The sequence below is a fragment of the Clostridium cylindrosporum DSM 605 genome (assembly GCF_001047375.1).
In the GTDB taxonomy this organism is placed as follows: Bacteria; Bacillota; Clostridia; order Clostridiales; family Caloramatoraceae; genus Clostridium_AB; species Clostridium_AB cylindrosporum.
The window spans coordinates 374216-387052 of the sequence record NZ_LFVU01000028.1 but is presented as its reverse complement, the minus strand read 5'-3'; the positions used below and the strand labels follow the sequence as shown (position 1 = coordinate 387052).

The 12837-nt window shown below is 31.3% G+C and carries 13 protein-coding genes; all 13 read left to right on the top strand.

Annotated elements, in window-relative coordinates:
- The first annotated feature begins 53 nt into the window (after nt 1-53).
- The 13 genes from CLCY_RS12645 (at nt 54) to CLCY_RS12585 (ending at nt 12693) form a co-directional block, all read left to right on the top strand.
- Nucleotides 54-1379, top strand: a complete 1326-nt coding sequence (locus CLCY_RS12645; RefSeq protein WP_423230501.1) for a rhodanese-like domain-containing protein — start codon at nt 54-56, stop codon at nt 1377-1379.
- A gap of 19 nt (nt 1380-1398) precedes the next feature.
- Nucleotides 1399-1800: a hypothetical protein gene (locus tag CLCY_RS12640; RefSeq protein ID WP_048571502.1), complete on the top strand. Its 402-nt coding sequence runs from the start codon at nt 1399-1401 to the stop codon at nt 1798-1800.
- 113 nt (nt 1801-1913) lie between these two features.
- Nucleotides 1914-2783 (top strand): fumarylacetoacetate hydrolase family protein, encoded by an 870-nt coding sequence (locus tag CLCY_RS12635; RefSeq protein WP_048571501.1) that lies wholly within the window; start codon nt 1914-1916, stop codon nt 2781-2783.
- Nucleotides 2784-3093: 310 nt separating this feature from the next.
- Nucleotides 3094-4650 carry a YcdB/YcdC domain-containing protein gene (locus CLCY_RS12630; protein WP_048571500.1) on the top strand — a complete coding sequence of 519 codons (1557 nt, stop codon included), beginning with the start codon at nt 3094-3096 and terminating at the stop codon, nt 4648-4650.
- An 84-nt stretch (nt 4651-4734) separates the two neighbouring features.
- Nucleotides 4735-6060 (top strand): PLL family lectin, encoded by a 1326-nt coding sequence (locus CLCY_RS12625; protein ID WP_242844980.1) that lies wholly within the window; start codon nt 4735-4737, stop codon nt 6058-6060.
- Between the two features lie 296 nt (nt 6061-6356).
- Nucleotides 6357-6683 (top strand): DUF6514 family protein, encoded by a 327-nt coding sequence (locus CLCY_RS12620; protein ID WP_048571499.1) that lies wholly within the window; start codon nt 6357-6359, stop codon nt 6681-6683.
- A gap of 103 nt (nt 6684-6786) precedes the next feature.
- On the top strand, nt 6787-8013 hold the full coding sequence (locus tag CLCY_RS12615; RefSeq protein ID WP_048571498.1) for an NAD(P)H-hydrate dehydratase: 1227 nt from the start codon (nt 6787-6789) through the stop codon (nt 8011-8013).
- Nucleotides 8014-8072: 59 nt separating this feature from the next.
- Entirely contained in the window at nt 8073-8699 is a 627-nt protein-coding gene (locus tag CLCY_RS12610; RefSeq protein WP_048571497.1) for a hypothetical protein, read from the top strand.
- Between the two features lie 35 nt (nt 8700-8734).
- On the top strand, nt 8735-9895 hold the full coding sequence (gene alr / locus CLCY_RS12605; RefSeq protein ID WP_048571496.1) for an alanine racemase: 1161 nt from the start codon (nt 8735-8737) through the stop codon (nt 9893-9895).
- A 131-nt stretch (nt 9896-10026) separates the two neighbouring features.
- Nucleotides 10027-10347 carry a hypothetical protein gene (locus tag CLCY_RS12600; RefSeq protein ID WP_048571495.1) on the top strand — a complete coding sequence of 107 codons (321 nt, stop codon included), beginning with the start codon at nt 10027-10029 and terminating at the stop codon, nt 10345-10347.
- On the top strand, nt 10307-10666 hold the full coding sequence (locus tag CLCY_RS12595) for a type II toxin-antitoxin system PemK/MazF family toxin (RefSeq protein ID WP_048571494.1): 360 nt from the start codon (nt 10307-10309) through the stop codon (nt 10664-10666). The genes CLCY_RS12600 and CLCY_RS12595 overlap by 41 nt, the downstream gene beginning before the upstream one ends.
- 265 nt (nt 10667-10931) lie before the next feature.
- A complete protein-coding gene (locus tag CLCY_RS12590) occupies nt 10932-11762 on the top strand; it encodes a transketolase (RefSeq protein ID WP_152668166.1) in 831 nt (276 codons plus the stop codon).
- Nucleotides 11755-12693 (top strand): transketolase family protein, encoded by a 939-nt coding sequence (locus CLCY_RS12585; RefSeq protein ID WP_048571492.1) that lies wholly within the window; start codon nt 11755-11757, stop codon nt 12691-12693. Before CLCY_RS12590 ends, CLCY_RS12585 begins: the two co-directional genes overlap by 8 nt.
- The last annotated feature ends 144 nt before the right edge of the window (nt 12694-12837 follow it).

The following is a 12837-nucleotide window of genomic DNA, read 5'->3' as shown; positions in this document are numbered from 1 at the left end:
ATTTGAAAAGAGGTACAAAGTTATTGGTAATGGCTTTAACACTAGTATTTACAATGTCAGTTTTTACTGCCTGTAAAACTACAGAAAAGTCAAAGAAGGAAAATAACCTTAAAAAGATTAGTACTGGGGATTTAGAAAAAAATATTAATAAAAGTGATTGGGTAGTTGTTGATACAAGGGAAAATGATGCTTTTAATGGTTGGAAGCTTGATGGAGTTAAAAGAGGTGGCCATATTAAAGGTGCCAAGGACTTTTCAGCGGCTTGGCTTTCTGTTGATAGTAAAAATAAAGAAAAAAGACTAGAAGGAGCTATAAAGGTTAAAGGGATATCACCTGAAAAAAATATAGTTCTTTATGATGCAAACGGTAAGGATGCAATTGTAGTTGCAAAGTACCTTTCAAGTAAAGGATACAAAAATCTTTATACATATGATATAAAAGAATGGGCAAATGATGAAGGTAAGCCTATGGAATCATACGAAAATTATCAAATGATTGTTACTCCTTCGTGGGTAAAGGATCTAATTGATGGCAAAAATCCAGAAGGATATGCTGGAAAAGGATACAAGATACTTGAAGCATCTTGGGGAGAAGAAAAGGATTCACCTGACTACTTAAAAAAGGGTCATATAAAGGGTGCAGTTCATATTAATACTGACTATGTAGAAAAAGGTCCTTTATGGAACCGTCTTTCAGATAAAGAATTAATAAAGTTTGCCGAAGATACAGGAATAACAGTTGATACAACAGTTGTAGTTTATGGAATGGACCCAATGCCTGCAGCAAGAGTAGGTGCAATTCTTAAGTATATTGGGGTAAAAGACGTTAGACTATTAAATGGTGGTACAGCTAAGTGGGAAAAGGCTGGCTATGAACTTGAAAAAACATCAAATAAAAGAGAGCCTGTAAAATCATTTGGAGCAACTACTGCTCTAAATAAGGGATATATAGTAGATCTTTCAGAGGCTAAGAAAATACTAGCAGATAAAAATAATAGCAAGCTAGTTGATATTAGAAGTTGGGATGAATTTATAGGAAAGACATCAGGATATGACTATATTAAGCCAAAGGGACGCCCAGCGGGTTCAGTATGGGGACATGCAGGAACAGATAATTCAAATTTAGATGATTTTAGAAATTTAGATAATACAATGCGTAATAAAGATGAAATACTTTCAATGTGGAAAGAAGGGGGTATAACTCCTAACCAAAGACTATCTTTCTACTGCGGAACAGGATGGAGAGCCGCTGAAGTTTTATTATACGCAGACGCAATGGGACTTAAGAATATATCACTATATGATGGTGGATGGAATGAATGGAGTGGAAATACAGGGAATCCAGCAAATCCAATAGAAGTAGGAACTCCAAAGAAATAGTAAAGATAGGTATTTACTTATGAATATAAAGAGTATAATTAAGTTAGTTGGAACTTTAATTCAAATTCTAGGGATATTATTTGCTATTACTATATACTATTTATCTAGAAGTAGAATGGGAATTGTAAGATCATTAACCTATAGAAATAGTGTGTATAACAATGAAGGTTTAAGAAGTATTTTGATTTATTTGTTAATATTCTTAACAATATCTTTTGTATTTACTATGGTTATTAATTATAAATATAAAGTGAACTTTAAAGAAACTTTAGCATTTGTTATTTTAAGTAGCTTAATTACTATAGCTTCAATTAATCTAGATTCTGACACTTTATTATCATATTACGTTTTAGTTTTTTCTAGCATAGTAATATTAACAATACAGTTGATTAAACTAAATCTTCTTAAAAGAAAAATTTAATTTATATTTTGTTAAGCCCTATAGGAAGTATGTCTATAGGGCTTATATTTATTTTTAGTTATGAAAAATTAGTAGTATAATTAGTAATGATCTTATTATAAGGAGGAAGTGTTATGCTATTTGCAAGTTTTATATATAAAGGTGATAAGTATATAGGTATAGTTCAAGGTGATAATGTTATTCCTATAAAAGATTTAATAGGCAAAGAATTTGCTTCTTTAATTGATTTAATTGAGAACTTTTCCGCTAAATACATTGCTTTATTAAAGGATGCTTCAGGACATGAAGGAATAAAATTAAGTGATGTAGTATTAACATCTCCTATACTACATCCAAAAAGAAATGTAATATGCATTGGAAAAAATTACAAAGAACATATTGATGAAATAGCAAATTCTATAGATGCTGAACATAATATTCCAGAGCATCCTGTATTCTTTACAAAGATGGTAGATAAGTCAGTTGGACCATTTGAAAATATAAAGTTACATAAAGAAATAACTTCTTCTTTAGATTATGAAGCAGAACTTGGAATAATAATTGGGCAAGAAGGTAGTAATATTCCTAAAAATAAGGTTCATAAGTACATTTTTGGATATACTATTATAAATGATATTTCTGCAAGGGACATACAGCGAAAGCATGTACAGTGGTTTAGAGGAAAAAGTTTAGATGGTACTTGTCCTATTGGTCCATATGTTTTACATAAGGATTCGATTCCATATCCACCAAAACTAAAGATTCAGTGTAGGGTTAATGATAATTTAAGACAGGACTCAACAACAGAGAAGTTGATTTTTGATATTGATACTATAGTAAGTGAATTATCTAAAGGAATTACATTAAAAAGAGGAGATATTATATCTACAGGAACTCCCGATGGCGTTGGTATGGGAATGAATCCTCCAAAATACCTAAAAGAAGGGGATAAAGTAGAGTGTTATATAGAAAACATAGGATATCTTATTAATACTGTTAAATAAGATATGTTTAAAAGATGATGCATAATGTGTCATCTTTTTTTGCATTTAGAAAAATAAATTAATTTATTTTTAAAATATTCTAAGATAACTTACAAAAACACCTTTATCTGATGTTTTCAACTTTAAAAGTACACTTAATTTTAGACAGTAAAATTAAATATATACTATATTGCTAAGTGAGTTTGAAGTATCATGATAAAGTTTGTAAATCACCGATGTTCTATGAACTAATTAGTCTTACGATTTTAGTTATAAATCATTTGTTATTAATATATAATTGTACTTACAAAATCGTGAAGGAGCTATGGATATGAGTAAAAAGAAAAAGATAATACCCCTAGCTATAGGTACGGCATTAATATTAACTATAATTCCCTCATCTCTTGGATATGCAGAAGAATCTATAGGTGCAATGTTAAGGGGAAAGCAGGATTATACTCAACTAAATAATCAGGTTAAGGTAGAGAAGGCTAAAAAGTCTATTAGTGAATCAGCAAATACTATATTTAAAAATGAAAAAAATAATAAAAAAGATTTGATCAGTAAACAAGATGCTGAGAAAATATCTCGAGAAGTTTTAGAAGATTATTTTAAAGCTAATATTTCAAATGATACTCCAGTAAAAGTAGAAGAAAAGGCAGATGGGATATTTGAAATAACAGTAGATGTAAATGGAGATAAGGGTGGAAGGTATAAGGTAAAGATAGATAAGTATGGTAGCATAAAAAGTGCATATTCACCTTCTAAAACTGAAAGTGTTAGTAAAAATAGTTCAATTAATGTAAATGAATCTAAAAAACTGATTAATGAATTCTTAAAAAAATATGAGGCTGATAAGATAAATGATATAAACATAATACTAACAAAAAATAATCACAATAATATACTTAATTTTAAATTGCAAAGATTACATAATAACATCGAAGTTGTTGAAGAGGGTGGGAGTATATCTGTAGATTCAGAGGATATGAAGTTACTATCATTTGATATAAGCTGGTCTAATGCTATATTTGAAGAAGAAGTAGGAAAAAAAATAAATAAAAAAGAAGCAGTAAATATTTTAAGAAAAAGCGATGCAATTCTCCCACTATATGTTGGCTATGGGAATAAATATATATTAGATTTTAAGCTAAGTACAGATGAAGAATATATAATAGATGTAAATAAAAGAGCTATAAAGGATATTTTTAAAGACGCATATACAGTAAAAGAAAATATATCAAGTGGTATAAAAAATCTTACAAACACACCTAAAACAAAAAAAGAAGTAGAGAGTGTTTCATTAGATATTATAAAGAGGCTAACAGGAAAAGATGGAAGAGCACTTCCTATAAAAGTTATAAATGAAAATGGTACTAACTTAATAAGAAGTATTATAGCAACAAAGTCAGGGGAAAGATATTATGTAGAGTATGATGCAAAGAGTTTTGAAGTTTTAAATATATATAAATATGGCTATGAAACAGTGGAAAGAGGTAATTTTAAACCTATAGAGTTTAAGGATGCATATAAAAAAGCTATTACAGCAATGGCCCTAATATATAATAAGGAACTAAAAAATATTAATCTTAACCAAAATGAGTATGAATTATCAGATAGTAGAGTATATAGCTTTAACTTTAATAGAGTATATAATGATATAGATGTAAAGGATCAATATATATCAGTAAATGTAGATGCTATAACAGGAGAAATATTATCTGTTTTTATCGAGTGGAACAAAAACAGTAAGTTTGATGATGCTAATAAAAAAACTGTTGAAAATAAGAGAGAAAAGTATTTAGAAAGTCTAGAAGGGGAACATGTTTACATAAATGAAAATGGAAGAGGAAAGTTATACTATGTACTAAAAAATAAATCCTATTAATATGCACTATATATATTGATAAGTAACAATACCACCTTCACTTGAATATTATAGAAAATGAGATTAAGTGAAGGGATTTCTGTTATGGGATTTAAAGAGGATAAAGATTCATATTTTATATATCCAGCCTATGAACTTTATGGGGAAGACATTGAACATATAAGTACAGAATGTGTTATGAACAATATAGTAGGAGGTAAAGATAAAAAAGCATATAACATAGTTAATGGAGAAGTAATTTCCAAGGAATTCGTAAGAGTAAATGCTCAAGACGTAAATAGGGTTCTAAGAGAAGTAGATAGTGTATATCCAGAAGTTTATACAGAACTATCTAAATACAATGTAAATAGAGTTGCAGCGAGATATATAATTTCACTTGCCATCTCATATGGCATTGATAATAAGAATAAATACTCTGGAGATAACCAGAAAAAGGCAGAACTTTTAGCTAAGGAGTTTTATAATCAATATAATCAAGTACTTTTAGTAACAATGATATCAGGTGTTTCTTCTAACGTTATTAGGAATATTTCAACTAAAGTTATGTATATTACTTTAAAAACATCATTAAGCTCAAGAGAGAGAGTACCTGGAGAAAAAAGTGATAAATGGTCTAATTGGGAGGACCTTGGAGGGGTATTAACCGCGGCTCCATCAGCATGTAGCTGGGGAAAAAATAGGATAGATGTTTTTGTTAGGGGTACAGATAAGTCTATGTATCATAAATGGTGGAATGGTAGATGGTCGAATTATGAAAACCTCGGGGGAGTTTTAGAGTCCGCCCCAGCATCCTGTAGCTGGGGCTACAATAGAATAGATACATTCGTGAGAGGTACAGATAACGCAATGTATCATAAATGGTGGAATGGTTCAAGATGGTCAGATTTTGAAAGCCTTGGCGGAGTATTAACATCAGCTCCAGGAGCATGTAGCTGGGGCTACAATAGAATAGATACATTTGTGAGAGGAACAGATAATGCAATGTATCACAAATGGTGGGACGGCTCAAAATGGTCAAGTTTTGAGAATCTTGGAGGAGTATTAACATCATCGCCTAGTGCATGTAGCTGGGGACCAAATAGAATAGATTGCTTTGTACGTGGAAGTGATAATGCTATGTGGCATAAATGGTGGAATGGATCTAACTGGTCTAATTGGGAGAGCCTAGGTGGAAAGCTTACTTCAGCACCTAGTGCAGTTTCTACAGAACCTAATAAAATTGATTGTTTTGCAAGAGGGGAGAATAATCAACTTATATGGAAGAAGTGGGACGGAAGAGCTTGGAGCAATTGGACTAATATTGGAGGATTCTTAAAATCAGAACCATCAGCATGTAGTTGGGGGAAAAATAGAATAGATGTATTTGCTAGAGGTGGAAACGATCAACTTTGGCATATTTATAAAGGATAGTAGATAAGGTTACTTTAAAAGTGATAATTTTAAAGTAACCTTTTATTTAGGTTGAAAAAATATCTCTATAATTCGACAATAAAATATATTTATTTTATGTTTATAGAAATAAATGGTATAGGAATTTCCTATAAATACTATTTGGTAGAAATTTTATACATTATATGGTTTTTTATTCTAATTTTAGGTCGAATGAACCCGAATGAAATTTCGTTACATCAACTAAAATACAACATATAATTATATGTGTAAGTTAAAGGCTTATTTTATATTTATTTTTTTGGGGGTAATACATTATGGTGAAAATTGAGATTGAAAGTAGAGATGTAGCATCAGCTGATAGAGAGTATACGTATAAATACTATCTTACAATGTCTAAAAATGAAAATGATTTTGAGAAGAAGGTAGATGTATATGGAATAGAGGTATCTGCTGAAGGTATTGGCTTTGAATATTTTGTTAGTAAAACAATAGCTGATTTTACTGCATCAAAGGAATATGCAGTAAAAACTATAAAACAGCTTTCAGAAAATGAAGCTTCACCTCTTCATTTTATTGATATTTTATCCGATAGTATAGATGTTTATATAGAGTATACTTATGAAAATAGAAAGTGTTTATAATTAAGATAATATAACAGGTAGCGTAGATAATTCTATGCTACTTTTTTTAACGTAAAAATATATGTTATTATTAAGTAAAAGGCTAAAAGTGGAGTGAATTAATATGGTTTTTGGAACTGGAATAGATATTATTAAAATAGAAAGGGTTGCAAGACTTATAGAAAAAGAGGCATTTATGAAAAAGTTCTTTACTGATAGGGAAAGAGAGTACTTAAAGCATAAGAGAGCTGAAAGTGCTGCAGGTTATTTTTCTGCGAAGGAAGCTATAGTAAAGTCTATGGGTACAGGATTTACAGGATTTAAATTTAAAGATGTAGAGGTATTAAGGGAAGATAATGAACCATTTGTTATATTACATGGAAATGCTAGAAAAATAGCTGAAGATATGGGAATAGGAACCATAAAGGTTAGCATATCCCACGAAAAAGATTTTGCTATTTCCAGTGCAATAGCTTTAAAAGAAGTAAAAGGTAGAGGGAAAGAATATCTTTTAAAAGAATATCCCTTAAATATACTTAGAAAAAGAGAAAATAACTCCCATAAGGGTACATATGGAAAAGTATCTATTATAGGTGGAAGTTATACTATGTCAGGTGCTGCAATTTTAGCTGCAAATGCGGCATTAAGAACAGGGTCTGGTCTAGTTAACTGTGTAATTCCAGAATGTATAATAGAGAGGGTAGCATCAAGTGTTTATGAGGCCACATATACACCATTAAATCATAGTGGTGGAACTATTAATTTAACACAAAAAGATATAAACTTAATATTAGAAAAATCAGATGCTTTATCTATTGGAACAGGTATTGGTTTTGAAGAAAAGTTTTTAAAGCCAATTGAAGAGATTCTAAAGTTATCAAGGATTCCAATTGTTATAGATGCGGATGCTATTAACATACTGGCATTAGATGTTAATATTCTTAAAAAGGAAAGAGAATGTAGTGTTATTTTGACACCACATCCATTAGAAATGAGTAGGTTAACGGGACTTTCGGTAAATTATATAAACTCAAATAGAGAAGAGGTTGCCAAAAAATTTGCAAAGGAACACAATTGTATCCTTCTACTTAAGGGACATGAAACTGTAGTCTCAAATGGTGATAAGGTTTACATTAATAAAAGTGGGAATCCTGGAATGGCAACAGGGGGAAGTGGAGACGTTCTTACAGGAATAATTTGCTCACTTCTTGGACAAGGTTACACAGCCTATGAATCAGGGGTTTTAGGAAGTTATATCCATGGATTAGCAGGAGATATGGCCTATGAGGTATATGGTTATGGACTTAAAGCATCAGATATAACTAATTACATAGGTCAATATGTAAAATAGTAATACACAGGAAGTTTTAAGAATATGTATACAGTGTAACTCTTTGAAAAGGTGGTAGTGTGAAAGCTTTAAAAATAATATCTTCTATGGCTATGGTTTTATTCTTAGTGGCCTGTGGAGACAAAGGAGAATGTTATAATTCACATAAGAAGCTTATGGAAATGAAATCCTATACAGCAGATGCAACCATTACAGTACATGGTAATAAATCTTCATCTATATATAAGGTTAAGCAAACCGTAGAGGACCCCAATAATGTTAAGATAGAGACAATTGAACCTAAGGAGCTTAAAGGAAAAACTGTTGTTTATAGCGAGAATAAGTGGAAGGTATACCATCCACTTATAAAAGAAGTAGTAGAATTTGATGCATTAAGAGATATAGATGAGATTATATACATGGGAATAATTCAGAAAAAGTTTATTATGTCTGAGGATATAAAAGAGAAATTAACTGAAAAAGATGGGGAAAGATGTATCGAGTTTAAGGCAAAACTTCCAAATTCAAATGAACATAGGAACTATGCTAAGTTATATATAACTGAAAAAGATGCTACTCCAACTATACTAGAAATATATAATGAAGATAATAAGGTAACAGTAGAAGTAAAATATACGAACTTTAAGTACAACCCGTCAATTGATAAAGGGGCTTTTAAGTTAGAGAAGTTGTCTTCTAACAGATAAAGGTGAAAAAATTATGTACTAATGAGGGTGAGAGAATGCTAGATCATATAAGACCATGTTATGCAGAAATAAATTTAGATAATTTGAGACATAACTTTAAAGAGGTAAAAAGTTTAGTAAATAGTAAGAAAATATTTGGTGTTATAAAAGCGGATGCATATGGACATGGTGCCATAGAGGTTGCCAGGGTATTAAGAGAAGAGGGAATTGACTATTTTGCTGTTGCAGTAATTACAGAGGCAATGGAACTTAGACGAAATGACTTCAATGAGCCTATACTAGTTTTAGGATATACCCCAGCTACCTTTGCAGATCAAATAGTTGAAAATGATATAACACAAACTGTATTCAATTATGAGCTTGCAAAGGCTATATCAGATGAAGCGATAAATCAGGAAAAGATGGCAAAAATTCACATAAAAATAGATACTGGAATGGGTAGACTAGGGTATAGTGATAGTGATAACATTATAGAGGAAATAAAGAAGATAAAAGCCTTGCCTAATATATTTGTGGAAGGTATTTTTTCTCATTTCTCAACTGCAGATGAGGAGAATAAAGAATTTTCTTATCTGCAACTTGAAAAGTTTAATGAAATTATAAAAAGGCTTGAAAGTGAAGGAATAATAATAGAAATTAAGCATATAGCAAATAGTGGGGCTATTACATCAATTGATGAATCTTATCTTGATGCAGTAAGACCTGGAATAATACTATATGGGTATTATCCTTCCGATGAAATAAATAAAAGCGTATTAGACTTGAAGCCTGTTATGACTTTAAAGTCTAACGTGGTATATGTAAAAGAAGTAGAAGCAGGAACTCCAATTAGCTATGGTAGAAAGTTTATTGCAAATGAAAAAATGAAAATTGCAACTATACCTATTGGTTATGCAGATGGTTTCACAAGACTACTATTTAATAAGGCAAGTGTAATTATTAACGGAGCTTTATGTCCAGTAGTAGGTAAAATATGTATGGATCAATGTATGGTTGATGTTACAAAGTGTGAAAGTGTCAATGTATCTGATGAAGTTATAATCATGGGAGAAAGTACTGGTATTAATGTAAATGCAGAGATTATAGCAAATAAGTTAGATACAATTTCCTATGAAGTTTTATGTATGGTCTCTAAGAGGGTGCCGAGAGTTTATATAGAAAATAATGAAATTGTTAGAATAAAAAACTTTGTTTAGACATATTTTAATATATATAGAAATAATATAGTAACTGATAACCCAGTATATGTATACACTATGAGATTTTTGACACCCCAGATATACATAAAGTATAATTATATACATAGGTGAATTTAGGGGGTAATAAAATGAAGAAAAGAAAAAAACTACTAAATCTCCCAGAAGGTTTGCTTGAGGAATTTGATAATGCCCATAAAAGTAAATCAGATAAGAACAAAAGTGAAGTGATAAGAAAAACCGTAGTTTATTATATTAATGAGCGTAAAAGAAAAGGGTTAAAGGAACTTATGAAAAAGGGATACCAAGAAATGGGCAATATTAATTGTGAAATTTCAGAATGTGGTATTACCAGTGATTGTTTAGAGCTTGCTAAATATGAAGCAGGATTAGCGGAGTGTGATTGTGATAATGGCACAGGTGGTGAAAAGAGGAGATATATATTATGCTGATTTAAGCCCTGTCATAGGTTCTGAACAAGGTGGTATTAGACCTGTTCTAATAGTTCAAAATGACGTTGGCAATAAGTACAGCCCTACGATTATAGTAGCAGCAATAACTTCTCAAATTAATAAAGCAAAATTACCAACACATATAGAGATAAACTCACAGGATTACGATGGACTAAACAAAGATTCAGTTATTTTGCTGGAACAAATTAGAACGATAGACAAGAAAAGGCTTAAGGAAAAGGTTGGGAGTATATCATCAGACCTAATTTCCAAAGTAGACGAGGCACTAACAATAAGTTTAGGATTAATAGAACTATAAGTTTAGAATATTCTAAACTACTAGGCTGTTAACAATTATAATTGTTAACAGCCTTTTTGTATTGAAAAGTTGAGTAAAAAAGAAAATAAATGTATACAATAACATTATTAAATTAATATATCATAATAAACTTAAAATTAGTATTTTGTATACTACTTTTAAATATAATGAGTTTCATATTGCTTTAAAAATTGTTATAATATTAAATGTTAGCAAAAAGAGAAAGTAGTTTATATTACATATAATACTAAGGAGGATGAAAAATTTGCCTAGAGATATTAATGAATTAACTAGCGTAGCAACTGAGATAAGAAAAGACATAGTAACTATGCTTACTGAGTCAGCTTCAGGACATCCAGGTGGTTCACTATCAGCAGCTGATATACTAACAGCTTTATACTTTGGTGAAATGAATATTGACCCAAAGAACCCAAAGTGTGAGGATAGAGATAGATTTGTACTATCAAAGGGACATGCAGCACCTGTTCTTTATGCAGCTCTTGCAGAAAGAGGATTTATGGCTAAAGAAGAACTTATGACTCTTAGAAAGATAGACTCAAACCTTCAAGGACATCCTAATATGAATGACACTCCAGGGGTTGATATGTCTACAGGGTCACTTGGACAAGGACTATCAGCAGCTAATGGAATGGCGCTTGCTGGAAAACTTGATAACAAGTCATACAGGGTATACGCTTATCTTGGAGATGGAGAGCTTCAAGAAGGTCAAGTTTGGGAAGCTGCTATGACATCAGCCCACTATAAACTTGATAATCTTACTGCATTTGTTGACTATAATGGTCTTCAAATTGACGGAAACACAACAGATGTTATGAATGTTGAACCTATAGCTAATAAGTTTGAAGCATTTGGATGGCACGTAATATCAATTAATGGTCATTCATTTGAAGAAATATTTAAGGCTATTGATGAAGCGAAGTCTACAAAGGGTAAACCAACAATGATAGTTGCAAAAACAGTTAAGGGTAAAGGCGTATCATTTATGGAAAATCAAGCAGGATGGCACGGAAATGCACCAAGTAAGGAACAATGTGAAGAGGCTCTTAAGGAACTTGGAGGTGTTATAAATGGCTAATTTAGCAACAAGAGAAGCATATGGAAAGGCACTAGCGAAGCTTGGACATGAAAATAAAAATATAGTAGTTCTTGATGCAGACCTTTCAAAGTCAACAAAAACAGCAGACTTTTTAAAGGAACATCCAGAAAGATTCTTTAATATAGGGATTGCTGAGGGAGACTTAGTTGTAACTGCTGCTGGACTTTCAACATGTGGAAAGATTCCATTTGCTAGTACATTCGCGATGTTTGCAGCTGGAAGAGCATTTGAACAAATCAGAAACTCAATTTGTTATCCAAAGCTTAACGTAAAGATAGCTGCAACACATGCAGGATTAACAGTTGGAGAAGACGGTGCATCTCATCAAGCTATTGAAGATATATCAATAATGAGAAGCATACCAAATATGACAGTTATTTGTCCAGCAGACGATGTTGAAACAACGGAAGTAATTAAGGCAGCGGCTGAGTATAATGGACCAGTTTATATAAGACTTGGAAGATCAGCTGTTCCAACTATTAATGATGAAAATAATTATAGCTTTAAGATAGGAAAAGCAGTTACTCTAAAAGAGGGTAAGGATGTAACTATTATAGCTACAGGAATAATGGTTAGTAAGGCTCTAGATGCTGCCAAGGCTCTAGAAGCGGAAGGTATAAGTGCTGAAGTTATTAATATACACACTATTAAGCCAATAGATTCTGAGGCAATAATTGCTTCAGTTAAGAAAACTGGTGCAGTTGTAACATGTGAAGAACACAGTATTATTGGTGGACTAGGAAGTGCTGTGTGTGAAGTACTTGCAGAAAATGCAGTAGCTCCACTAAAAAGAGTTGGGGTTAATGATACATTTGGTGAATCAGGAAAGCCAGCTCAGTTACTTGAAAAGTATGGTTTAACTTCGGAAAATATTGTTTCATCAGCTAAAGAAGTAATGAAGAGAAAATAGTAATTAAAATACATTAAAAGTCGAATAATTCCAGTTGCAAAATGGGAATTATTTCGACTTTTTTTATTATAAAAATTATGATAAAATATATGCTATATTTTTATATATCGTCATTTTAAGGTGATAAAGGCTACAATACATACA

Bases quoted from the DNA above. Each gene is read 5' to 3' on its own strand.
- CLCY_RS12645 (WP_423230501.1), top strand. From the start codon at position 54: ATGTCAGTTTTTACTGCCTGTAAAACTACAGAAAAGTCAAAGAAGGAA.
- CLCY_RS12640 (WP_048571502.1), top strand. From the start codon at position 1,399: ATGAATATAAAGAGTATAATTAAGTTAGTTGGAACTTTAATTCAAATT.
- CLCY_RS12635 (WP_048571501.1), top strand. From the start codon at position 1,914: ATGCTATTTGCAAGTTTTATATATAAAGGTGATAAGTATATAGGTATA.
- CLCY_RS12630 (WP_048571500.1), top strand. From the start codon at position 3,094: ATGAGTAAAAAGAAAAAGATAATACCCCTAGCTATAGGTACGGCATTA.
- CLCY_RS12625 (WP_242844980.1), top strand. From the start codon at position 4,735: ATGGGATTTAAAGAGGATAAAGATTCATATTTTATATATCCAGCCTAT.
- CLCY_RS12620 (WP_048571499.1), top strand. From the start codon at position 6,357: ATGGTGAAAATTGAGATTGAAAGTAGAGATGTAGCATCAGCTGATAGA.
- CLCY_RS12615 (WP_048571498.1), top strand. From the start codon at position 6,787: ATGGTTTTTGGAACTGGAATAGATATTATTAAAATAGAAAGGGTTGCA.
- alr (WP_048571496.1), top strand. From the start codon at position 8,735: ATGCTAGATCATATAAGACCATGTTATGCAGAAATAAATTTAGATAAT.
- CLCY_RS12600 (WP_048571495.1), top strand. From the start codon at position 10,027: ATGAAGAAAAGAAAAAAACTACTAAATCTCCCAGAAGGTTTGCTTGAG.
- CLCY_RS12595 (WP_048571494.1), top strand. From the start codon at position 10,307: ATGGCACAGGTGGTGAAAAGAGGAGATATATATTATGCTGATTTAAGC.
- CLCY_RS12585 (WP_048571492.1), top strand. From the start codon at position 11,755: ATGGCTAATTTAGCAACAAGAGAAGCATATGGAAAGGCACTAGCGAAG.